Consider the following 22,629-nt stretch of genomic DNA (forward strand, 5'->3'; position numbering starts at 1 on the left):
TCTCGGTCTCGACATTCCGAACGGCCCGCGCCGAAACCGGGCCTGGAGCGAGACATGACCGACCACATCAAGTATCTGCTGTCGCCCGCGATCCTCGGCCTTCACGGCTACGGCATGTGGCTCGGCGGCAACTACGCCTGGCTGGGGCTGGGCGTGTTGCTGGCGGTGCTCTTCTTCGACGCCTTCCTGGAGAATGATTACCGCATGCGGACATCGAGCCACTACTGGCTTTACGACCTCATCACCGCGAGCACGATGGTGATGGGCGTGCTGATGATCGTTTTCTATGCTTGGCTCGTCGGACAGGGGCACTTCGCCACGACCTCCGCCGCCGTCGGCGCCTTCGTGAGCATGATGATCGTGGGCTTCGTGGTTACCGCCCCCACGGTGCACGAGATGTTCCACCGCGAGAACCGGCTGCTGCGCTTTCTGGGCCGTACGGCACAGGTTGCGATCTTCGACCCGTGGCGCGAGATCACGCATGTGGTGACGCACCATCTGCATGTCGCCACGCCCAACGATCCGGATTACGCCCGGCGTGGCGACACGGTCTACGGCCATATCCTGCGTACCTTCCCCAAGCAGTGGGCCGAGTCCTATCACCTGGAGAAGCAGCTCTGGGAAAAGCGCGGTCGCAAGTGGTACGACCCGCGCAACGGCTGGGTGAAGAAGGCGGGCACGCTCGCGGCCTTCACCGGCGTGTTGGGGCTCGCGGGCGGCTTCACCGGCGCGGCGCTGGCCATCCTGACCTGCCTTCTGGGGCCGCGCATGTTTCTCGAGGTCTTCAACTATTGCAATCACTACGGCCTGATCTCGGCCACGCCGGGGCGCTTCAAGAATCATCACACCTGGAACCATCTGACGCCCTTCGTGCGCATCCTGGCGCTGGAGATCACCAACCACGCCGGCCATCACGACGACAGCTACAAGCCCTTCTACGAGCTGGAGCCGGATCGCGACGGGCCCAAGCAGCCGCAGTTCCTGATGTGCGTGCTGTTGGCCTTTGTGCCGCCGCTGTGGTTCATGGCCATCAAGCCGCTGCTCAAGCACTGGGATGACCACTACGCCACCCAGCAGGAGCGCGAAATCGCGTGGCGCGAGAACGCCCGTGCCGGCTGGCACGACCTGAACCCGCCGGACTACCAGCCGAGCAAGGGTGTGGGCGACTACGGCCACGGCTGGCCGGCAGCGGCCTGACGCGACCGCGCCATGGCAAGCACCACCGATGCCAGGACGGCATCATCGAAGACGGCCCGGCAGTCGAGCGGCTGCCGGGTACGCGCCGTCCATCGCGGCGAGCTGCAGCACAGCTTCAACGTCGGCCGGAACGAGCTGCTTCTGCTCTCGGCTCTGGGGCAGGGCATCGACTACCCGCACAACTGCCGCGTCGGCGTCTGTGGCAGCTGCAAGACGAAGCTGATCTCCGGAAAGATTCGGCCGATGATCGACTTCGCTCTGTCGCCGCTGACCAATGCCGAGCTGGAAGCGGGCTACATCCTCGCCTGCCAGTCCAAGGTGCATTCGGACCTCGAAATCGAAGTCAAGATCGGTAACCACAAGCCGCCCTCCGTCAAGACCGTAGCTTCGCAGGTCGTCGGCTGGCGGCAACTCCCCGGCGAAGTCGTCGATCTGCGTCTGCGCCTGGACGAGCCGCTTTCCTTCGAGGCGGGGCAGTACTGCTCGCTGGCCGAGTCCGGCTCCTTCGTGCGGCGCAGCTATTCCATCTACGATCCGCCGCCGGGTGAGGAAGGCGCGACCGAGCTCGGCTTCATGGTCAAGCGGCTTCCGGGCGGCGCTTTCTCGGAGTGGCTCTTCAACGAGAACCGCGTCGGCACCAAGATCTGGATTGAAGGGCCCTTCGGCGTCATGGGCGTGCACGACGACGATCTCGATCGCGACGGCCTCTGCGTGGCCGGCGGCACGGGCCTGGCGCCGGTGTTGTCCATCGTCGCCGATCGCCTCGCCCGTTCCGACAAGGCGCGCTTCACGATCCTCTTCGGCGCGCGCACGCAGGCCGACCGCTTCGCCGAACCCTGGCTGGACGCGCTGGTGGCGCAGGCGCCGGATCGGGTGCGCGTCGTCACGGTCCTTTCCGACGAACCAGCGGGCTCGGACTGGGACGGCCCGCGCGGGCTGATCACCGAGCCGCTGAAGGACGAGGGCTTCGGCATCGATTTCAGCAAGACCGCAGCCTTCGTCTGCGGCGCGCTGCCCATGGTCCAGGCTGTCGAGGCGTTGTTGATAGAGCGTGGCGTCGACCCGGATCGTATTCACGCTGACAAGTTTCTTCCCACCGGCTGAGCGCGGGGGCGAAGGCAGTCCCCGCAGCATGCACGCGGGCGGCGCGGCGTACCGCAACGCGCCTTGCAAGTGCGCCACGCACTGTCGGCCCGGTGGTAGATGCAAGGCCCTGGTGCGCGCCGTGCCCCGCCCAAAGTCGGGGGGGACGGCGCGTCGCTGCGGCGAGACTTCGATGACAACCTGCCGGAGTCCTTCATGACCGCACCCGTCGACGGAGCCTTCGATGCCGCATCCGGCATCGCGACCATCACCATCCAGCGTCCGGAAGTGCGCAACGCCATTGACGTTGTTACCGCGCAAGCGCTGCATGCGGCGGTTGTCTCGCTGACCGAGCAGAGCGGGCTGCGCTGCGTGGTGCTGCGCGGCGCCGGCCGTGCCTTCGTGGCCGGCGGCGATCTGCAGGCCTTCGCGGCGGATTTCGACCGCGCCGGCGAGACGCTGGACGCCCTGCTTGATGGGCTCGAACCGGTGGTGCGCACGCTGCGGCGTATCGACGCGCCTGTGCTGGCGGTGGTGCACGGCGCGGTGGCTGGTGCCGGCCTGAGCCTCATGGCTGCAGCCGATCTGGTCCTGGCCGCCGAGGGCACGCGCTTCGTCTGCGCCTACGATCGCATTGCCGCGGCGCCGGACTGCGGCGGCAGCTACTTCCTGCCGCGCCTCATGGGCGCGCGCCGCGCCAGCGAGTTGATGCTGCTGGGTGATATCTGGGACGCACGCGCTGCACACGAGGCCGGCCTCATCAACCGCGTCGTGGCCGAGGACGAACTCGACGCCACAGCGGCCGAATGGGCAGCTCGCCTGGCGGCCGGGCCGACACGCGCCTACGGCCACTGGAAGCGGCTCAGCGACGCCGCATTCGGTAGCACGCTGGACGCGCAGCTGGCTGCTGAGCGCGAGGCCTTCAGGGACGCCACCACCAGTGCCGATTTCCGCGAGGGCGTCGGCGCCTTTCTCGAGGGTCGCGAGGCGCACTTCGCTGGCCGCTGACCGCTACGCAACATCGCTTCATCAGAAGGAGACAACCATGGCCGAAGCATCGGTCCGCGACAAGATCATCATGGTGACCGGTGCTGCCGCCGGTTTCGGGCGTCACTGCGCCTACACCCTGGCCGCGGACGGCGCCCATCTGGTGCTTACCGACCGCGACGCCGAGGGTGTCAAGACCGTGGCCGAGGAATGCCGTGCCAAGGGCGTCCGCGTGCTCGACGCCGAGCATGACGTCGCCGAAGCTGCCGCCTGGCAGCGCGTCATCGCTCAGGTGGAGGCGGAGTTCGGCAAGCTCGACGCGCTGGTCAACAACGCCGGCTTCATGCTGACCAAGCCCTTCCTCCAGACTTCGCTGGAGGAATATCAGCAGGTGCAGCGCGTCAACGTCGACAGCATCTGGATCGGCGTGCAGACAGCCTATCCGCTGCTCGAGAAAGCAGCCAAGGCCAGCAACGGCGGCGCTTCGGTAGCGAACATCTCCTCGGTCTTCGGCCAGGTGGCCGGCTTCGCGCAGGCGGCCTACTGCGCCAGCAAGGGCGCGGTGCGCTTGCTGACGAAGTGCCAGGCAACGGAGTTCGCGCGCGCCGGAACCGGTATCCGCGTGAACTCGGTGCATCCGGGGCCGGGCAACACCCAGCTGGCGGCCAATGGCATCAAGGAGATGCTCGAGGGCGGGCTGGCGGAATCGGAGGAGCAGGCCATGCAGTTCATCAGCAGCATGATACCCGTCGGGCGCTTCGCCGAGGCCGAGGATGTCGCGGACCTCGTTCGTTTCCTCTGCTCGGATGCCTCACGCTACATGACCGGCGCCGAGCTGACGCTCGACGGGGGCTACACCGCGGTGTAAGCGGGGCGTGCCCCCGCGCGCCACCGCGGAATCAAGCCGCGAGCTGTCCGGCGCGGCTCAGATGGCTGCGACAGTCGGCAACCATGCGCGTCAGCAGCTCCGCGCAGCTGGGCACGTCGTCGATCAGCCCGACCGTCTGCCCGGCCCAGATCAGCCCCTTGCCGGCGTCGCCCGTTTCGAGTGCCTCGCGGCCCTTCGTGCCGGTGACCAGGTGCCGAATATCCTCGAAGGCACAGCCGCCGGGCCGGTTCTCGATGGCGATGACCTCGTGGGAGACCTCGGTCTTCAGAACCCGGCCGGTGTTGTGCAACGTGCGGAAGATCAGGTTGGTATCGCGCTCGCTGGCCGCGACCAGCTTCTGCTTGATGTCGTCGTGGATGGGCGCTTCGACCGTGGCGCAGAAGCGGGTTCCCATGTTGACGCCCTCCGCACCCAGGGCCAGCGCAGCGGCCATGGTGCGGCCGTCGGCAATGCCGCCTGAACCGATGAGCGGAATCTTCACCTGGCGCGCGGCGGCTGCGAAGAGGATCATGCCACCGACCCCGTCCTCGCCGGGGTGGCCGGCGCACTCGAAGCCGTCGATGGAGACGATGTCGACGCCGTGGCGCTCGGCCGACAGCGCGTGGCGCACCGAGGTGCACTTGTGGATGAGGACGACGCCGGCGGCCTTGGCCTTGGCGATGAACTCCTTCGGATTGTTGCCTGCGGTTTCGAGGATCTTGACGCCGGAATCGAGCACGACGTCGAGATAGGCTTCGTAGGGCGGCGGATTCTGGGAGGGCAGGATCGTCAGATTGACGCCGAAGGGCTTGTCGGTCATCTCCCGGCAGCGGGCGATCTCCGCGCGCAGGTCCTCCGGCGTGGGCTGGGTCAAGGCAGTGACGATGCCCAGGCCGCCCGCATTCGAGACCGCGGCGGCCATCTCGGCGCGCCCCACCCACATCATGCCGCCCTGGATGATGGGATAGTCGATGCCGAGCATGTCGCTAACGCGGGTGCTCATGCGGGATTGGGGTAGAACGCGGGCTTCATCCATGGAGGGTCCTGTGTCGAGTATGCGGAGCTGCGGCGTCTGCCCGCGGCCGATATTGTTGGCGTCGGAGGTATGCGCTCAGTTCACCGCCCGCTCGCGGTGTTCCCAGCGCGCCTTGCGGAGCTGGTTCTTAAGCACCTTACCGGCCCCCGAGATCGGCAGCGCGTCGAGGGTGTCCATGCTGCGTGGCACCTTGTAACCGGCGATGCGCTCGCGGCAGTGCGCCCGCAGCGCGTCGATGTCGAGACTCTGTTCGGACTTGAGCACGACGCTGACGTGAACCGATTCGCCCCATTCGTCGCTGGGCACGCCGTAGACGGCGCAGGCGGCCACGGCGGGGTGGCTGGCAACGGCATTCTCGACTTCGACGGAGTAGATGTTCTCGCCACCGGAAATGATCATATCCTTGGCACGGTCGACGATGAAGACATAGCCGCCGCCGTCCATGTAGCCCAGATCGCCGGTATGCATCCAGCCATCGCGCACCGCTTCTGCCGTGGCCTCGGGTTTGTTGAGATAGCCGTGCATGACGGTCGGTCCGGTGACGATGACCTCGCCGACTTCGCCGCGCGGGCATTCCCGTCCCTCGCTGTCCACGACCCGGACCTGCACGTGGTAGGTGCCCCGGCCCCCCGAGCGCAAGCGACCGAGGTGTCGCTTATCCGGCAGATGCATGGCCGGTGGCAGCACGGTGATGATCGCCGACATCTCGGTCATGCCGTAGACCTGAGTCAAGGACGCTGTGGGAATACTCGTCATCACGCGGTCGAGCAGCGCCTCGGCCGCCGGTGAAGCGCCGTAATAGATGCGCTGCACACTGGAGGTATCGGCCTTGGCACAATCCGGGCTGTCGACCAGCGCCTGCAGCATCGCCGGCACCAGCAGCAGGTCGGTGACGCGGTGCGCGCGGACGAGTTCAAGCACGGCGTCGGGCCGGAAGGCCGGCAGCATGATGTGCGTGCCGCCGCGCAGCAGCAGGCAGGTGACCTGCATCATATCGGCCAGATGGAACATCGGGGCCGCGTGCAGGCCGACGGCGTCTTCCGGGAACGCGCCTTCGGCGAGCAGATCCAGCGCCGCGCTGCAGATATTGAGGTGTGACAGCAGCACGCCCTTGGGCTTGCCCGTGGTGCCGCCGGTGTAGAAGACACCGAAGATCTCGTCGCCGCCGGCGTTGACGTCGTCGACTGCTTCACCGTCTGCGATCAGGGCGTCGTGCGAGAGCAGATCCGGCGGGCAATCGCCGTCACCGCAGTGCACGTAGAAGCGCAGATCGCGGCACTCGGTCTGGACCGTCTCCAGATGGGGGAGAAAGGTGTCGTCGATGAAGAGCGCCACCGAGCCGGAGTCCTGAAGCGCGTAGACGATCTCCGCCGCGCTCCAGCGGAAGTTGATCGGATTGACGCGGGCACCCAGCCACGCTCCGGCGAGGTAGAACTCGAGGTGCCGATCCGAGTTCAGCGCCAGGATGGCGATGGTGTCGCCGCGTACTATGCCGCGCGCCCGCAGCGCGCCCGCCAGTCGCGCCACGCGCTCGTGGAGCTCCTGGAAGCTGCGCTGGCGCCCGTTGCAGATGGTGGCGATGGCTTCCGGCTGTTGCTGCCGGGCGCGGTGGAGACCCTGAGTGAACTGCATGACCATTTCCTCCTCCTCTGAGCCGGTGTCGCGACCGCGCCCCGTCCCGTGTTCAGGCCAGGCTGGCGATGACCGACTTGGTTTCGGTGTAGTGAGCGAAGACGTCTTCGCCGTTCTCGCGGCCCCAGCCGGACTGCTTGAAGCCGCCGAAGGGGATGTGCGGGTCCGGCGACAGCTGGGTGTTGATCCAGACCGTGCCGGCCTGCAGCTGCGCGGCGAGACGGTGGGCAAGCCCGAAATGCGACGTGTAGAGATTGGCCGAGAGCCCGTACTCGGAATCGTTGGCCATGGCGATGATGTCGTCGAGCTCGTCGTAGCGCGTGGCTGTCAGCACCGGCCCGAAGATCTCTTCGCGGTAGGCGGGGTTCTGCGCGTCGTCGGTTACCAGGATCGTGGGCTCCAGGAAGTAGCCCTCGCGGTCGAGGCGCCCGCCGCCGCAGAAGGTGCTGGCGCCGGCTTTCACGCCGGCCTCGACCTTGCCGAGGATGCTGTCCATCTGCTGCTGGCTGACGACGGGTCCGAGCATGCTGTTGGGGTCGAGGCCGGCGCCGACGGGGAAGCTCTTGGCGGCCTCGGCCACGCCCTCGAGAATCCGGTCGAAGTGTTTGCGCGGTGCGAAGAGGCGCGTGCCCGCGAAGCAGATCTGTCCCGAGTTGACGAAGACGGCCTGCGCGGCCCCCGGAATGGCCGTCTCCAGATCGGCGTCGGGCAGGATGACGGTGGGCGATTTGCCGCCGAGCTCCAGCGTCACGCGCTTGAGGTCCTTCGCCGCACTGCTTAGCAGATGCTTGCCGACAGCGGTGGAGCCGGTGAAGCTGATCTTGTCGACGCCCGGATGATCGACGATGGCCTGGCCGGTGGTGCGGCCGTCGCCGAGAACGACGTTCACGACCCCCGGCGGAAAGCCGGCGGCTTCGATCAGCTCCGCCAGCTTCAGCAGCGAGTAAGGCGTCTGCTCCGCCGGCTTGATCACCACCGTGTTCCCGGCGGCGAGTGCGGGTGCGAGCTTCCAGATCGCCAGTACCAGCGGGAAGTTCCACGGCACGATGGCGCCCACGACGCCGATTGGCTGGCGCAGCGTGTAGGCGTGATGGCTACCAGTGGGCTGCACCGCCGGATGCATGCTGCGGCCTGAGAGCTTGCTCGGCCAGCCCGCGAAGTAGTGCAGCCACTGGGCCGACAGCGGTACATCCAGCGTGCTCGAGAAGGCGATGGGCTTGCCGTTGTCGAGGGACTCGATGGTGGCCAGCTCATCGGCATGCTCCTCGACGAGCGCTGCCAGGCGGTGCAGCAGGGCCTCGCGCCCCATCGGAGGGAGATCGCACCATGCCGGATCGTTGAAGGCCTTGCGCGCCGCACGTACGGCTTTGTCCACGGTCGCTGCGCTGCTGCAGGAAATCTCGCCCAGTACGGTTTCGCTAGCGGGGTCGGTGACGGTGATGCGCTCCGCCCCCTTGTCGTCGTCCCACTCTCCGGCGATGAAGTTGCGGCCTTCCGGCAGGCGCGGGCGCGTGGCTGATTCGCTGAACGTGTTCATGGTCTTCCTCCGAACTTGTAGACGCTCAAGGTGGACTCGCGGGGACCGACGCGACCCCGACCAAAGGCTGGGCAGTCGCTGCCTGCGCCTCAGGCAGCCGTGAGGCCGCGGCCGATGATGATCTTCTGGATGTCCGAGGTGCCTTCGTAGATCTGGCAGACGCGCACGTCACGGGCAATGCGCTCGACCGGGAAGTCGCTGACATAGCCGTAGCCGCCGAAGGTCTGCAGCGCCGCCGAGCAGACGCGCTCGGCAACTTCGGAAGCGAAGAGCTTGGCCATGCAGGCCTGCTCCAGACAGGGCACGCCGGCGTCCTTCATGCGCGCGGCCGACAGCACCAGCTGGCGTGCGGCTTCCAGTTCCGTACGCGCGTCCACGAGGCGGAAGGACACGGCCTGATGCGCGAGCAACGGCGTGCCGAAGGCAGCGCGCTCGCCGGCGTAGGCGATGGCGGCGTCCAGCGCCGCCTTGGCCATGCCCACACTCTGGGCCGCGATGCCGATGCGGCCGGACTCCAGCGCCGACAGCGCGATGCGGTAGCCCTGCCCAGGCTCGCCGATCAGCGCTTCAGCTGGCAGGCGCAGCGCCTCGAAGCGCAGGCTGCAGGTATCCGAGGCCTTCTGGCCCATCTTGTCCTCGACCTTGGCAACCTCGAAGCCGGGCGTGTCGGTTGGTACCAGAAAGGCCGAGATGCCTTTCTTGGGGTTTTCGGGTGCGGTAACCGCGAAGACGATGATCTGGCCGGCAATGCGCCCGCTGGTGATGAACTGCTTGCTGCCGTCGAGGATCCAGGCATCACCGTCGCGGGTGGCACGTGTGCGCAGCGCGCTGGCATCGGAGCCGGCCTGCGCTTCGGTCAGTCCGAAGGCGCCGATGAACGCGCCACGCGCAGCAGGCTTGAGCACGGCCTGCTTCTGCTGCTCGCTGCCGTAGCGTTCCAGGATCTCGCAGAAGGGCGCGTTGTGGACGCTCATCATGGTCGATACCGCGCCGTCGCCTTCCGCGATCGCCATCAATGCCAGCGCATAGGCGACGTAGTCGGCGCCCGCGCCGTCGTAGTCGCTGGCCACCGTCATGCCGAGCAGTCCCATTTCGGCCAAACCTTCGATCACGTCGCGCTCGATCGCGCCCGCGGCTTCGCGCGCGGCGGCACCGGGCGCCAGCAGCTCGCGCGACAGCCGTTGCGCGGCTTCCTGGATCATCTGTTGCTCTTCGCTCAGCATGGCGTTCCTGTCGTTGTCGTTCGGTGTTGCAGGGTCAGTCAGCCCGTCATCTCGCGGCCGAAGATGCGGCGCGCAATCACCCAGCTCTGGATCTCGTTGGCTCCCTCGTAGATCTCGCCGATCTTGGCGTCGCGGTAGATCGACTCCAGCGGGTAGTCCTCGTCCGGCCCCGAAAGATGCCGCACGAAGCCGTAGGCGCCGCAGACCTGGATGGCGTCGCGCGCGACGTCGACGGCGAGCCGCGAGCCGGCGATCTTGGCCATGGGGGCCTCCGGCTCGGCGCTGCCCTCGCGGTCGAAGCGCAGCGCCGCCTTCTGGTAGAGATTGCGCGCGCTTTCGATCTGCAGCGCGTGCTCGGCGAAACGGTACTGCCAGTGCTGGAAGCGTGCCAGTTCGCGGCCGAAGACCTTTCTTCGGCTCATGTAATCGGTGGCGTAGTCGAAGGCCGCCTGTGCCATGGCGACGCCGACGGTACCGATGCCGATGCGGCCCAGCACCAGCGCGCCGACGGCCGCGCGCATGCCGCCACGCTCGCTGCCGACGAGGTGATCGTCGGGCACGAAGACATTCTCGAAGCGCACGTCCGCGGTCAGCTGCGCGTGATTGCCCATCTTCAGGTCGGGCGCCGAGACGTGGACGCCGGGGTCGTGCATGTCGGCGAGCAGCATGCTGAGGCTGTCACCGGTGCGGCAGAGCACCAGGATGATGTCGCCGGCCGGCGAGTTGGTGATCCAGCGCTTGGTGCCGTTGATGCGCCAGCCGCCGTCGACCTTCTCGGCCACGGTCTGCAGCGAATCCACGGAGAGATCCGTGCTCGCCTCCGGCTCGCTGGTCGCGAAGCAGCCGACAAGCTCGCCGCGCATCAGCCGCGGCAGATAGTGGCTGCGCAGCGGCTCCTGCGCATTCTCGAGGGTCTTGCCCACCAGGATCGCCTGACCGTCGTACAGCGCCGAGGCGAAGCCGCGCGCGTAGTAGCCCAGTTCTTCCAGCACTGTGACGGTGGCGAGGGTCGGGTGCGCCAGGCCGCGACCGCCGACCTCGGTGGGATAGGGGATCTCGTAGAGCCCGGCGCGGGCCATCGCCTCGAACTCGGCGCGCGGGAAGGAGTCGGCGGATTCCGGGGTGCAGTTCAGGCGGTGGGCTGCTGGCGCCAGCACCTCGTCCGCGAAGGCGCGCGCTTCGCGGCGGACCGCCAGGGTTTCTTCCGGCAGGAAGGTGTCGCTGAACAGCTTGTCGGCTTGGCGTAGTGGCAAGAGGATTCTCCGAATGGCGAGGACGACACGATAGGTGACGGGCCGCAGGGCACCGCCAGACTTTCGACTTGCCGGAGCCCGAACGAAAGTTTGTGGGGCCGTGCCGGCCCATCCGCAGAATGGGCGACCGTCCCGGCGACGCGCACCCCGTCGCGCCGCCTTCCAACCATCCAGGGATTGCCTCATGCAGATCAACGATCGCGTCTTCGTCATCACCGGCGGTGTTTCCGGCATCGGCCGCGCCAACGTCGAGTACTTCCACGAGCGCGGCGCGCGCGTGGCCATCTTCGACATGAATGCCGAGGCCGGCGAAGCGCTGGCCAAGGAGCTGGGTGACAAGGCCGTCTTCGCCGAGGTCAACGTCACCGACGAAGCTTCGGTGCAGGCCGGCATCGCCAAGGCCATGGAGGCCTTCGGCGCCATTCATGTCTGCCTCAACTTCGCCGGTATCGCGCACGCGGCCAAGACCCTGGGCAAGGAAGGCCCCTTCCCGCTGGACCAGTTCAACAAGGTCATCCAGATCAATCTGGTTGGCACCTTCAATGTTCTGCGCTTGGCGGCCGAGCAGATGGCCAACAACGAGCCGGTTGAAGGCGAGCGCGGCGTCATTATCAACACGGCCTCGGTGGCGGCCTACGAAGGCCAGATCGGTCAGGCCGCCTATTCGGCTTCCAAGGGCGGCATCGTTGGCATGACGCTGCCCATCGCGCGCGATCTCGCCCAGCTGGACATCCGCGTCAACACCATCGCGCCGGGCTTGATCTACACGCCGCTCTTCGAAGCACTGGGCGAGAAGGTCGTCGATGCCCTGTCGCAGCAGGTGCTGAACCCGCAGCGCCTGGGCCGGCCGGAGGAGATTGCGCAGATGGCGCAGTCCATCGTCGAGAACGCCTACGTCAACGGCGAGACCATCCGCGTCGATGGTGGTATCCGGATGCAGCCGCGATGAGCAGCATCTACCGCGACGATCTCCTGGCCGGCAAGAATGCCTTTCTCGCCGGCGCGACCAGCGGCATCAATCTAGCGATCGCCAAGCGCTTCACGGAACTGGGCGCAAAGGTCTTCATCATCAGCCGCTCGCAGGACAAGGTCGATGCGGCCGTGGCCGCGCTGGGCGCCGATGCGAGCGGCCAAGCCGCCGATGTGCGCGACTACGAGGCGGTCGAGAACGCGATGGCGGCCTGCGAGTCGGCGAATGGCGCCATCGACATCGTCGTCTCGGGGGCTGCGGGCAACTTTCTTGCGCCCGCGGCGGAGCTGTCGTCGAAGGGCTTTCGCACCGTCATCGATATCGATCTGGTGGGCAGCTTCAATGTCCTGCGGGCGGCTTACCCGCATCTGCGCCGGCCGGGTGCCGCGGCTCTGACCATCTCGGCGCTGCAGTCCTTCATGCCGGCGCGCCAGCAGGTGCATGCCTGCGCCGCCAAGGCGGGTATCGACCAGATGATGCGCTGCCTGGCGCTGGAGTGGGGGCCGGAAGGCATCCGCGTCAATTCCATCGCACCGGGGCCGATCGGTGACACCGAAGGCATGGCGCGACTGACGCCGACCCCGGAAGCAGAGGCGCGGCTGACCGCGACCATCCCGCTGCGGCGCTACGGCGAGACCGGCGACATCGCCGATCTCGCGGTCTACCTGTGTTCGGAAGCGGGTCGCAACGTCACGGGCGCGCTTATGGTCAGCGACGGCGGTCAGGCCGTGGGCGGAAGCGCCATCGAAATGGGGTAGTAGCGCGTGCCGCGCCCCCGCATGCGCTTGGCCTCCAGCGCAGTCGGCCATCGCGTCTCAGGCGGAGCCGTGTTGCGGGGCGCCCCTCTCTTTCGGAAGGGGCGCGAGGCCTGCGCAGCCAGCATGCTCCTCGCCCTGCCATCGCATGCGCGTCGAAGCGAAAGAAGTGGCTCCTGGCCATGCGTTCGGCAGCTGAATCGATGCATCGACAAGGGGGGAGCATGTCGTCAGAACGCCTGTTGAAGAAGCGGGTCACCGTCAATGACCTGTCCATGGCCTATGTTGAAAGCGGGCAAGGCCATCCCATCTGGTTGCAGCACGGCAACCCGACGTCTTCCTATCTGTGGCGGAACATCATTCCGCACCTGAGCGGCCTGGGCCGCTGCATCGCGCCCGACCTGATCGGCATGGGCGACTCCGACAAGCGGCCTGGCGACGACCCGGGCCGGTACCGCTTCGTGGAGCACCGCGCCTTCATCGACGCCTTCATGGATCAGGTCCTCCCCGATGAACCGGTGATCCTTGTCCTGCACGACTGGGGGTCGGCGCTGGGCTTCGACTGGGCCCGGCGTAACCCCAGCCGGGTGCGAGGCATCGTGTACATGGAGGCCATCGTCAAGCCGCTGACCTGGGAAGAGTTCCCGGGGGCCTTCCGCGAAACCTTCCAGGCCCTGCGCGGCCCGGAAGGAGACAGCATGATCCTGGACCAGAACCTCTTCATCGAGGGCATCCTCCCCAACGCGATCCTCCGCGATCTCACGGAAGAGGAAATGGCGGTCTATCGCCAACCTTTCTCGGCGCCGGGTGAGGATCGCCGTCCGACGTTGACGTGGCCGCGCGAACTGCCCATTGCCGGTGAGCCCGCCGACGTCATCCGCCTGGTCGAGCAGTACGGTGACTGGCTGGCGGCCAGCCAGGTGCCCAAACTCTTCATCAACGCCGACCCGGGAGCGATCGTGACGGGGGAAGCCAGGAGCTTCTGTCGCAGCTGGCCGAACCAGGAGGAGATCACCGTCCCCGGTGTGCACTTCGTCCAGGAAGACGCCCCCGACACGATCGGCGAAGCCATCGCGCAATGGATCCAGCGCCTGAACGTCTAGCGCGCAATCACCGCAATCCGAACCGAACCACCAAGCAACCAATGCGAAGCCGCTGGCCGCAACGGTCGGCGCTCGTGTCACAACGGAGATATCCCATGGCAAGGCCCGTCACTCGCGCCTTCGGCCCATTGGCCGGTGCGCTGCTCGCTCTTGCAGCCACCCAGGCACAGGCCTCACTCATCGTATCCCCCCACACCGCAACCCGCGACGCCGACCTTGCCGGCGCGGCGGGCGCCTCGCCGGACGACGCCGGAAGCGCCTCGCTGACGAATCCGGCCGGCGTGGTCGGACCGCTGAGCGGGCAGATCGTCGTTGGCGTGGCTGCGGTGAACTTCACCGCGCACTACCAAGACCGGCGGCGCGACTTCGACCAGACCAGCAGTGAAACTCCGATGTTCCTCAATCTCTGGTACGGCTTGGGCGAGCTGGCTGGCTGGCACATGGGCATCGGCGCTTATGGTTCTGTAGGCACGGCTTTCGAGTTCGCTGCTGACGGCGGGCAGGACACCCCCTTCCTGGGCAAACTCGCCCTCTTCAATGTCGGTTTTCTGGTCGGACGACAGATCACGCCCGATCTGCGTGTCGGTCTGCAGATTGCACCCAACTACGCCGAGCAGAGCGTGAAGCTGCCCAGCCCGCTGGGCCCCGTTGAGTTCGATGGCCTCAAAGGCGCCGGCATCGACGGCGCGGTCGGTTTGGTCTACGACGCTTCCGAGAAGCTCTCGCTGGGCCTCAGCTACCGCACCCGCGGCTATACGCGACTGGAAGGCGACGGTCGCGTCGGGGCAACCGAACAAGATTTGGTACTGGACCTCTATACCCCGCAAAGCGTGACCGCGGCGTTCGACTATGAAGCGCTGCCAGGGCTGCACCTGATGGGCCAATCTAAATGGACACGTTACGAGGATTTCGAGTCCGGACGCTTTGACTTCGAGAAGAGCGACCCCCTGGACCAGCCCTATATCGCCAATACCACGAATCGTTTCCGCCATTGGCTGGCCGTCGAGTACACCGGTCTGAGCAACCGCGTGCTGCGGATTGGTTATACCGCAGAGCCGTGGATGATCGAAGGTGAGGCCATGCGGCCGACCCTGTTCGACACGGCTGACTACATGCTCATGCTGGGCTACGAGATCCAGCACGAGAACTACAACATCGGCTTCACGTATGGCTACACCGGTGGCCGCCAGCGCGACATCTCAGCCGAGCAGAACCCCGATTTCGCGGGCAGCTATCACAGCGAAATCCGCACCGGTTTCGGTGTGCACTTCACCTGGAAGCCCTGAGGCAGGCCGTGGCGCGTTTCGGCTTCTAGAGCGCAGCCAGTGGGTACAGGCAATCGTGCGGTGTGCTCGGTGCCGGCCGTCCCCTGCCTTTCGGCAGGCGCTCATGGCGAGACCGCCGGCTAGGCTCGGTTCTTCATTGTGAGACCAGAGTCAGCCCGGTTGCGCAAGTCATGAGCCAAACGACATACCCTCGACGCGAGCGCGAAGCGCTGGAGCAGATCGTTTCCAAGCCGGCATTCCGGCGCATTCATGCCCTACCGCTCCTGGCATGGCAGGAAGTGCTGCTGGTTGCCGGCTGCTACGGCGCCTTGGTCGGTAGCTGTTACCTCCACCTCACGGGTGGCATGCCCTACGCTGTCGCCCTGGCGATCAATGCGTTGGCGATCTACGCCATCTTCACGCCACTGCACGATGCCGCGCACGGCAGTCTATCCAGCAACCGGCGCGTCAACGACCTGATCGGGACGGTCGCGGCCTTGCCGCTCTTCCCGGGCTTTACCGCGCAGATCTACCGCTATCTCCACCTGGAGCATCATCGCCATACCGGTGTCGCGCATCGCGATCCGGACGAGATCATGGTCTCGGCGCGGATGCCTTGGCGGCTGCTCGTCCTGGCCGGCATCGACCTCTACTGGATGGTCTGGTATGCGCGCCGCCTGAAGCAGCGCCCGATCGCCGAGGTGGCCAGTGCCGCGGCTAGCGCGGTCTTCTTCATCGCCTGGCATGTGCTGTGGCTGACATCGCCCTTCGCATGGCAGTTCGTGCTGTTGTGGCTGATCCCCCAGCGCATCGGTCTGATGCTGCTCACCTACACCTTCGCCGCCATCCAGCACCCCGAGGGTGTCCCGCAGGCGGAGCGCCCCCTGCAGGCGACGCGCATGTTTCGCGGTGGGTGGCTGATGCGGTGGATGACGCTCTCGCAATCGCAGCACCTCATGCACCACATGTTCCCGGCAGTGCCCTACTACCGGTACAACGCTGCCTGGAAGCTCGCGGAACCCGAGCTTCGCGACCATGAGATTGTCTGGGACTGGCCCGTGGGGCCGTTGCACCATCCGGAAGCCTCGCCCTTGCCGTCATCCGAGCTCCCGCTGAGAGCGCGCATCGTCGAGGCCGCGCAGGTTTCCGAGGCGGTACGGGCCTATCTCCTGGAACCCGCTGAGGCGTCGCCCTTTCCGGCCTATTCCGCGGGCGCGCACATCGACGTGGAGGTCGCGCCCGGGCATATCCGGCAGTACTCCCTGGTCGGTGCGCCGCGGGCGGACGGCCGCTATCGCATCGGCGTGAAGCGGGAAGATCACGGGCGCGGCGGCTCGCTGGCCGTTCACGAAGGTTTTGCGCCCGGCCGCGTCATCCGGATCGGGGTGCCGCGCAACCGCTTTCCGCTGGAGGAAGCGGCCGCCGGCGTCGTTCTCGTGGCCGGGGGTATCGGTATCACGCCCCTGCTGGCGATGGCGGATGCGCTGCATGCCAAAGGCACGCCCTTCACGTTGCATGCCTGCGCGCGCAGTCGCGGATGGCTGCCGTTCCGGGAGGAGCTGCTCGCGTCGCCCTTTGCGGAACAGCTGCGCGTCCATCTCAGTGACGACCCGGCCGCGCCACGCCTGTGTGCCGCGGACCTGCCCGAGTGGCGTGCCGGCCAGCACATGTATCTATGCGGGCCGGAAGGCTTCATGGCACACGTCACCGAGCTGGCTGGCGCGCGGGGCTGGCCTTCGGACGCGATCCATACGGAAAGCTTTGCAACAGCCGCCAAGGATGCTGCGACGGAGAAGCCCTTCACCGTGACGCTTGCACGTTCGGGAAAGCGCCTCCAAGTGCCAGCCGAAAGCTCCCTCCTGGAAGTGCTGCATGCGCACAACTACCCGGTCCCCTCGGTGTGTACCCAGGGCCTGTGCGGGACCTGTAGCTGCACGGTCATCGAGGGCGAGGTGGATCATCGCGATGCCGTGCTCAGCCCCGAGGAACGCCAGGCCGGGCGCATGACGACCTGCGTATCCCGCGCGGTCGGGGAAGGCTTGCTGCTGGATCTCTGACGCGCCCCGGCAGGGCGTCAGCCATGCTGTGGGCCTGCCCCAAACTTTCGTCGGGCCATGGCGTCGATGCCAGCCGCGAGGCTCCTCGCGTTCCAATGAATAGGACTCGACCGTGCTCCACCGCCTAGCCGTGCCCGCATCGATCGCCGCCGGTCTGATGCTCAATCTCATGCCGCCGCTGGCTCTTGGCAGTGACGATGGCGACGAAGTCACGGACCTCGGGGTCGCCGTCGGCGAATTCGTGGAGACGTGCTATCCGCGCTACCGAGAGATCGATGCGGCCGTGGAAGAGGCCGGAGCCGGCGAGGCCTCCTACAAGAAGCTTCCGGGCTTCCCCTATCTGCGCACCAATCGGATGCTCGCCGATGTGCTGCCGACGCTTTCGAGCCGCGCCGAGATCGATCTCTGGCTGAGGGAGCTCCGCTATAACGACGCCTTCGCCAGAGAGATCGAGCTCAGGAATCTCGGCTGGTCCGAAAGCGAGCGAGCGAACGCCATGGATGACATGCGGCTCTGCGGCGTGTGGCTGTCTGCGATGGAACTGCAGAAGGACGAGACCTGGCAACGTTTGACGCGCACGCTGGAATACGCGGACGCACTCGCCAAGTCGTCCGTTCAAGCCGGTGGCAGCGACGTTGGCGACGACCTCGCGAGCAAGCGCATCGCGGCGGCCTCTCAGCCGAGCGGCGAGACGAAGAAGGCGCTCGCGTTCTGGCGCGCTGCGCCGCACGAGGATACCGAGCGCGTGCTCGCCGAGTTCGACGAGCTGCCCCGCGACCGTCTCGGGCGCGTCGGCATGGTGAGCAATCTGTGGAAGGCGCTGGCGGTGCACCATGCACCGAGGCTGGCCATTGCCTCGGACACGCCCTCCGAGCGGCCCAGTCGCATCCATTGGAAGAACGGCGAAATGCATGCCGATAGCGGCAGGCCGACGGTGTACTACCTGCCCACCTTCGCGCGCGTCGGCGACGAGATGCTGCTGCAGTTCAACTATGTCATGTGGTTTCACGAGCCTTCGCGGCAGGGCCATGGCGGCCCCCTCCATGGGCGCGTCTGGCGGGTGACGCTCGACCCCGACGGTCGGGCGCTTGTGCACGAGACGATCGCGACGACGGGCGAGAATCATCGCTGGATCTCTGCGGCTTCGGATGTAATGACGGAGGATGATGGCGGTCCGGCGGAACGCGCCCCGCGCGTCGCGGCCCTGGCCCGCGAGAGCAGGAATGGGGAGTCGCCGGTCCTGGCGGCGAGTGCAGTGCGCGAGACGGATGAGCGCTATGCCCTGGTTTCCTACGACGATCTGCTCTTTCTGCCACGCGGGAACGGCGGTACGCGCAGTGCCTTCGATGCGGAGGGCCATCTGCTGAAGACGCAGGGCGGCAAGGCCCTGAACCAGCAGCAGTTGCAGCACCTACGGGTCGGCGGCGATGCGGGCGACCCCGCCTTCTATGACGCGGAACTGCTGCGCCGCCTGGTGGCGCTCGCGCGCGCGGATTCCGGCCGCTGAGCCTTTGCGCATCGCCGTCCCGGCGCGTCGCCTACAAGAGGCTCAGCTGGCCAGGCTTCGCTGGCGGGCAGAAGCTGCTGCAGTCCAGGGCGAAGGCTTCGCGCCCGGCCATGCCGTGACGCCGGCAGGCCAGCCGGAATCGCTGCGCGATCAGCGCGACAAAGGGCCCCTGGCCGCGCATGCGCTGGTGAAAGTCCGAGTCGTTGTCGCGTCCGCCGCGGCTTTGCTGCACGAGGCTCATGACATGCGCAGCGCGGTCGGGAAAGTGCGCCTCCAGCCAGTCGCGGAACAGCGGTGCCACTTCGAAGGGCAGACGCAGCAGGATCCACCCGGCGCGCTGCGCGCCGGCGTCGGCGGCACTTGCGAGCAGGGCTTCGATTTCATGATCGTTGATGGCGGGAATGACCGGCGCCAGCAGGGTGCCCACGGGGACGCCGGCGTCGCGCAGCTTGCGGATCGTGCGCAGCCGCGAGGTCGGGCCCGCTGCCCGCGGCTCCAGGCTCCGCTTGAGGTCGGCGTCGAGGCTGGTCAGGCTCACCCACACGCCCACCAGATCATGCTCGGCGAGTTCGGCCAGCAGATCGAGGTCGCGCTCGATGAGTGCGCCCTTGGTCGTGATCGTCAGCGGATGGCGATGCTCGAGAAAGCATTCCAGCAGCTCGCGGGTGATGCGCAGATCGGCTTCGACCGGCTGATAGGGATCGGTGTTGGCGCCCAGCGCGATGGGGCTGACCGTGTAGCCGCGGCGGCGCCAATGTCGGCATAGCAGCTCGACGGCGTTGGGCTTGTAGAGAAGCTGTGTCTCGAAGTCGAGCCCGGGCGAGTAGTCCCAGTAGGCGTGGCTGGGACGGGCGTAGGAACCGCAGGGTGGAACAAGCATGTAGACCAAACGCCCAAAACTGAGAGCCGACGGGCATTGAAGGTAGGACAGGGTAAATCTACAGTTCACAGTTCAGCGGCCCCAACTTTAGGGCAGATATGCATCTACACATGTTGAGTTGGCGCGAACGGTCGGAGTCGTTGGATGCGGCTCGACAAGAAGCCTCTGCTCACCGGAACAATTTTCGGTAACCTGCACTAAATGTAGTATTCCATTGGGGACAACCGAATAGGACTTAGAACTTGAGCGGATCTACGGGAAGCGAAATACTCATTGATGCTCTCGAAAATGGCGAAGTCTTGGAGGGCCGATACAGTGATTTGAGGCTGATCAACGGACGGGGTGACGCCCGTCGAGGCGTTTTTTCGCTGGTGTTCGTGGCTTGGGACAGAATCGAAGAACAGCATGTGGCTGTAAAGTTCTTTGATCCCGATGTGACTACTAATAGTTACCGTCTTGATGGTTTTTATAGAGAGCATGCACTTCTCAAAACACTAGTAAACAAGAAGCGCTGTTTGCAGGTGATGTCGGGTCTGAAAGATTACTCCCTTGCAATACCCAGCGCCAAGTTCAGTTTGCCCTGCAAGTACTTTGTCGTCGAGTGGCTTGAGTTTGATATCGAGAGTTTCTTCTGGTCGGACGACCGCCTCTCCCCAGAACAGGCCCTTCGTATCTTTCACGACCTCGTGCTTTCTGTGGAAGCTCTTCATCGCCACGATATCGCTCATCGCGACTTAAAGCCAGACAATTTAAGAGCTAGGAACGCCGCCCTCAAGCGAATAATCGTCGCGATCGACCTTGGAACGGCCGCTCGTTTGGATTCAACAGCACTTAAGGATGAGTACGACAAGCCTGTTGGCGCCAAGGGGTATGCTCCTGTTGAAGCGTTTGTTGGCTTCGCTGGTGATCGGGAAATCGGCGAAAAGGCGGATGCGTTTGCGCTCGGCTGCATGCTTTGGGAGCTGTTCAATGAGGGCTTCTTCTTTAAGTCCGGTTTGCTAGCACATAACACCCAACTTTCAGCGATCTATCAGGCTATCCATATGGAGGTGCACGGCCTTGGTGGTGCTACTTTTCCGAACTTAAACCGAGCAATAGACAAATACTCTCACGCAGTAAATGGGGTCAGATTGACCGAACCAGACTGTACGGTCCCGCCTGGAGTCGCGCCTTTAGTTGAAGAAGTAATTCAATCACTGACTAATATTGACTACAGGAAACGAATGGCGCTAGATGTTGTTCGTTCTCGCGTCTTGTCGGCCATTCGAGTCGTGGCCAACGAACGGCTCTACCAAAAGAGATTGGCTGAGCGGAGGGAAAGGCGGGAAAATAGACGTATTAAAAATGAGATGAAAGCAGCCCGACTTCGGGAAGCGATGGACTGCAGAGCCAAAGATGCAATTCTCTAAAGTGCAAAAAGACTTTAACGATGTAGAGGCGAGGTCTGAAGCCACGGAGGTTGTCTTTGCGGACGTAATAGGAATTGCTCATCGCTTAAAGTTGCCTCCTCCAGAAGAACTGGCCGAGATCGCGGAAATTCGATCTGAAATGGTCTCCCTAGAGGATAAACGCTCTCAGTTCACTAATGAACTCACAGATGCGATCGTCGCAGAGCTGGAGCGCCGGCTGTCCTCATTCGAAAGGTTTGGCACACAAAGTAAGTATCTGAGATCCGTCGCGGACTTGGCGGCGCTGGCGGGCAGAAGCGATGATGAGGCGCTTCACTTACGTGCAGCCCTATCTTACAAGGAATCCGTCTCGACAAAGAGGCAACTTGCAGAAAATCGGCTTCAAGCGAACGCTCTGGACGAGGCATTACACTTATTCTCCTCTCCTGAACTGGCTGAAGATGTCCCTTCCAGACTACGCCTCGGTTATATGGCCGTGGTGTCTATGGATCTCCAGCGCGCCATGGCTGAAGTTACTGAAGCACTCAAAATTGATTCAACCGATTATGCGGCTCGACTTTTCGAGGGAGCTCTCCATCTAGCAACTGGCCATCCCCAGTTTGCAATTCGCAGCTTTCGCGTTGCGATGCAAATGCGCCCAAGCTCTAGTGTTTTGTACTGCAATCTCGGTATTGCGTATCTCCAGCTTCGGCAGCGAGGGAAGGCTCTGGATATGCTGCGACGCGCTATTCAATTAAATCCAATAAATTCTGGTGCTATAAGGCTTTTCGCTGACCTTGCCAGAAATATGAATCGCGATGACCTGGCAATAGGGCCATTGGAACACTGTCTGCGGTTGCATGCGGATAGGGCGGATCTTTGGTCTAGGCTTGCGAGAGCAAAATATTTCTTGCGCGATTACATTGGCGCGTTGAATGCGCTTAAACATGAGTCTGCTCTTTCCGACAATAGCGCACTTTGGAATAACATGGGCGCGGTTTATGAAAAACTGGGGCAGCGTTCGCAGGCGATTAAGCGGGTAGCACACGCTCTGGCACTCGCCGAGACGGAAACTCCTGTTGATGCCCTGCGGGCAGCTAGGAATATGGCGCGATTGCTTGCCAGTCAAGGCGAGCACAAAGAAGTATTGGCGCTTACGGCCAGTATCGTCCACATAGATCCCGACCAACTACTGGTTCGTGATAAGGATTTATCGGACTTGACGGCTTTTCGACTTAGGGCGCTAATTAATTTGGAGGAGTTCGACGTTGTCAACCGTGAGATGCAAGCATTGCTTGAGCGTGAAGATACAGCGCCTCAGCTTCGGCGGTGGATGGCAATAGCGGGAATTGCCTTCTCTATTAACCGGAGCAGCCAAAGAGACTTGCTTGTCTATCTAACCGGTAAGGGCTGGGAGCTGGTCGAGGACAGTAGTTCCGTCAATACGGCTGAGCTTGTTCCGCTGGTCAATAATATTGCTTGTGCTTGCGCTGAACTCGGCGAAGTGGATGAAGCGGAGACGAGGCTTCAGCGGGTGTCATGGGCAATCGGGCGAGATCCGTTCGTTACTGCGACCAAGGGGTTAATAAGAATTAGAAAAGGCGATATTGATCGTGGGACCGCGCTCTATCGGAAAGCTATCCGGCTCGCGCATTCCCGGGCGGATGCCACCAAGATTAGACAAAAGATGAACCTAGAGTTGGGTATGGTCTACTTGGAGAAGAACCCTAAGACAGCTCAAAAATACCTGAAACAAGTTGTTCATCCTGCGCGCAACGCAGACAGCCTGTTGGCGGATCTCGCTCGTCGTTTGCTTCGATCATTGGAATCGTGATCATTCATTCGATCGATGCTGTCTAAATTGTCGTAAATCTGCTTTGAGCGGTTT

Annotated in this window: 17 protein-coding genes and 1 pseudogene; 12 read left to right on the forward strand and 6 right to left on the reverse strand. The window is 64.5% G+C overall.

All coding sequences use genetic code 11. The annotated features are described in order from the left end of the window. Positions 1-54 precede the first annotated feature (54 nt). From KAH28_RS12340 to KAH28_RS12355, 4 genes are all read left to right on the forward strand, one after another. The gene (locus KAH28_RS12340; protein WP_290577032.1) at positions 55-1,197 is read left to right on the forward strand and encodes a fatty acid desaturase; all 1,143 of its coding nucleotides are present in this window, start codon (positions 55-57) and stop codon (positions 1,195-1,197) included. 12 nt (positions 1,198-1,209) lie between these two features. After that, positions 1,210-2,301, forward strand: a complete 1,092-nt coding sequence (locus KAH28_RS12345) for a 2Fe-2S iron-sulfur cluster binding domain-containing protein (protein ID WP_290577034.1) — start codon at positions 1,210-1,212, stop codon at positions 2,299-2,301. A 195-nt stretch (positions 2,302-2,496) separates the two neighbouring features. Continuing rightward, positions 2,497-3,288: an enoyl-CoA hydratase-related protein gene (locus tag KAH28_RS12350; protein WP_290577036.1), complete on the forward strand. Its 792-nt coding sequence runs from the start codon at positions 2,497-2,499 to the stop codon at positions 3,286-3,288. 37 nt (positions 3,289-3,325) lie between these two features. After that, on the forward strand, positions 3,326-4,135 hold the full coding sequence (locus KAH28_RS12355; RefSeq protein WP_290577038.1) for an SDR family oxidoreductase: 810 nt from the start codon (positions 3,326-3,328) through the stop codon (positions 4,133-4,135). A 31-nt stretch (positions 4,136-4,166) separates the two neighbouring features. Here KAH28_RS12355 and KAH28_RS12360 read toward each other — a convergent pair whose 3' ends face one another. From KAH28_RS12360 to KAH28_RS12380, 5 genes are all read right to left on the reverse strand, one after another. Further along, positions 4,167-5,138 (reverse strand): nitronate monooxygenase family protein, encoded by a 972-nt coding sequence (locus KAH28_RS12360; protein WP_290577040.1) that lies wholly within the window; start codon positions 5,136-5,138, stop codon positions 4,167-4,169. A gap of 108 nt (positions 5,139-5,246) precedes the next feature. Further along, on the reverse strand, positions 5,247-6,803 hold the full coding sequence (locus KAH28_RS12365; protein ID WP_290577042.1) for a long-chain fatty acid--CoA ligase: 1,557 nt from the start codon (positions 6,801-6,803) through the stop codon (positions 5,247-5,249). A gap of 52 nt (positions 6,804-6,855) precedes the next feature. Beyond that, on the reverse strand, positions 6,856-8,340 hold the full coding sequence (locus KAH28_RS12370; RefSeq protein ID WP_290577044.1) for an aldehyde dehydrogenase family protein: 1,485 nt from the start codon (positions 8,338-8,340) through the stop codon (positions 6,856-6,858). A gap of 89 nt (positions 8,341-8,429) precedes the next feature. Then, a complete protein-coding gene (locus KAH28_RS12375; RefSeq protein WP_290577045.1) occupies positions 8,430-9,563 on the reverse strand; it encodes an acyl-CoA dehydrogenase family protein in 1,134 nt (377 codons plus the stop codon). Between the two features lie 38 nt (positions 9,564-9,601). Continuing rightward, a complete protein-coding gene (locus KAH28_RS12380) occupies positions 9,602-10,816 on the reverse strand; it encodes an acyl-CoA dehydrogenase family protein (RefSeq protein WP_290577047.1) in 1,215 nt (404 codons plus the stop codon). 184 nt (positions 10,817-11,000) lie between these two features. Between KAH28_RS12380 and KAH28_RS12385 the strand changes: the two genes are divergently transcribed. The 6 genes from KAH28_RS12385 to KAH28_RS12410 all read left to right on the forward strand — a co-directional run bounded on the left by KAH28_RS12385 (position 11,001) and on the right by KAH28_RS12410 (position 18,473). Then, the gene (locus tag KAH28_RS12385) at positions 11,001-11,765 is read left to right on the forward strand and encodes a 3-hydroxyacyl-CoA dehydrogenase (RefSeq protein WP_290577049.1); all 765 of its coding nucleotides are present in this window, start codon (positions 11,001-11,003) and stop codon (positions 11,763-11,765) included. Continuing rightward, complete coding sequence (locus KAH28_RS12390) at positions 11,762-12,544, forward strand: SDR family oxidoreductase (protein WP_290577051.1); 783 nt, start codon at positions 11,762-11,764, stop codon at positions 12,542-12,544. The genes KAH28_RS12385 and KAH28_RS12390 overlap by 4 nt, the downstream gene beginning before the upstream one ends. A gap of 221 nt (positions 12,545-12,765) precedes the next feature. After that, the gene (locus KAH28_RS12395; protein ID WP_290577053.1) at positions 12,766-13,644 is read left to right on the forward strand and encodes a haloalkane dehalogenase; all 879 of its coding nucleotides are present in this window, start codon (positions 12,766-12,768) and stop codon (positions 13,642-13,644) included. A 95-nt stretch (positions 13,645-13,739) separates the two neighbouring features. Further along, positions 13,740-14,930 (forward strand): hypothetical protein, encoded by a 1,191-nt coding sequence (locus KAH28_RS12400; RefSeq protein ID WP_290577055.1) that lies wholly within the window; start codon positions 13,740-13,742, stop codon positions 14,928-14,930. Between the two features lie 170 nt (positions 14,931-15,100). Then, on the forward strand, positions 15,101-16,966 hold the full coding sequence (locus KAH28_RS12405) for a fatty acid desaturase (protein WP_290577057.1): 1,866 nt from the start codon (positions 15,101-15,103) through the stop codon (positions 16,964-16,966). A 112-nt stretch (positions 16,967-17,078) separates the two neighbouring features. Beyond that, entirely contained in the window at positions 17,079-18,473 is a 1,395-nt protein-coding gene (locus KAH28_RS12410) for a hypothetical protein (protein ID WP_290577059.1), read from the forward strand. A 31-nt stretch (positions 18,474-18,504) separates the two neighbouring features. Here the strand turns inward: KAH28_RS12410 and KAH28_RS12415 are convergent. After that, positions 18,505-19,329, reverse strand: a pseudogene (locus tag KAH28_RS12415) (PA0069 family radical SAM protein); the annotation flags it as partial. Between the two features lie 266 nt (positions 19,330-19,595). Here KAH28_RS12415 and KAH28_RS12420 point away from each other — a divergent pair. Together KAH28_RS12420 and KAH28_RS12425 are read left to right on the forward strand one after the other, a co-directional pair. Continuing rightward, positions 19,596-20,762, forward strand: a complete 1,167-nt coding sequence (locus KAH28_RS12420) for a protein kinase family protein (protein WP_290577063.1) — start codon at positions 19,596-19,598, stop codon at positions 20,760-20,762. After that, positions 20,749-22,575 (forward strand): hypothetical protein, encoded by a 1,827-nt coding sequence (locus KAH28_RS12425; protein WP_290577065.1) that lies wholly within the window; start codon positions 20,749-20,751, stop codon positions 22,573-22,575. The genes KAH28_RS12420 and KAH28_RS12425 overlap by 14 nt, the downstream gene beginning before the upstream one ends. Positions 22,576-22,629: the final 54 nt, after the last annotated feature.

The organism is Algiphilus sp. (assembly GCF_023145115.1).
Classification (GTDB): Bacteria; Pseudomonadota; Gammaproteobacteria; order Nevskiales; family Nevskiaceae; genus Algiphilus.

Excerpts from the sequence above, each read along its gene's own strand:
- KAH28_RS12355 (WP_290577038.1), top strand. The coding sequence starts at position 3,326 with ATGGCCGAAGCATCGGTCCGCGACAAGATCATCATGGTGACCGGTGCT.
- KAH28_RS12360 (WP_290577040.1), bottom strand. The coding sequence starts at position 5,138 with ATGAGCACCCGCGTTAGCGACATGCTCGGCATCGACTATCCCATCATC.
- KAH28_RS12375 (WP_290577045.1), bottom strand. The coding sequence starts at position 9,563 with ATGCTGAGCGAAGAGCAACAGATGATCCAGGAAGCCGCGCAACGGCTG.
- KAH28_RS12345 (WP_290577034.1), top strand. The coding sequence starts at position 1,210 with ATGGCAAGCACCACCGATGCCAGGACGGCATCATCGAAGACGGCCCGG.
- KAH28_RS12390 (WP_290577051.1), top strand. The coding sequence starts at position 11,762 with ATGAGCAGCATCTACCGCGACGATCTCCTGGCCGGCAAGAATGCCTTT.
- KAH28_RS12400 (WP_290577055.1), top strand. The coding sequence starts at position 13,740 with ATGGCAAGGCCCGTCACTCGCGCCTTCGGCCCATTGGCCGGTGCGCTG.
- KAH28_RS12340 (WP_290577032.1), top strand. The coding sequence starts at position 55 with ATGACCGACCACATCAAGTATCTGCTGTCGCCCGCGATCCTCGGCCTT.
- KAH28_RS12405 (WP_290577057.1), top strand. The coding sequence starts at position 15,101 with ATGAGCCAAACGACATACCCTCGACGCGAGCGCGAAGCGCTGGAGCAG.
- KAH28_RS12395 (WP_290577053.1), top strand. The coding sequence starts at position 12,766 with ATGTCGTCAGAACGCCTGTTGAAGAAGCGGGTCACCGTCAATGACCTG.
- KAH28_RS12385 (WP_290577049.1), top strand. The coding sequence starts at position 11,001 with ATGCAGATCAACGATCGCGTCTTCGTCATCACCGGCGGTGTTTCCGGC.
- KAH28_RS12350 (WP_290577036.1), top strand. The coding sequence starts at position 2,497 with ATGACCGCACCCGTCGACGGAGCCTTCGATGCCGCATCCGGCATCGCG.
- KAH28_RS12425 (WP_290577065.1), top strand. The coding sequence starts at position 20,749 with ATGCAATTCTCTAAAGTGCAAAAAGACTTTAACGATGTAGAGGCGAGG.
- KAH28_RS12370 (WP_290577044.1), bottom strand. The coding sequence starts at position 8,340 with ATGAACACGTTCAGCGAATCAGCCACGCGCCCGCGCCTGCCGGAAGGC.
- KAH28_RS12365 (WP_290577042.1), bottom strand. The coding sequence starts at position 6,803 with ATGCAGTTCACTCAGGGTCTCCACCGCGCCCGGCAGCAACAGCCGGAA.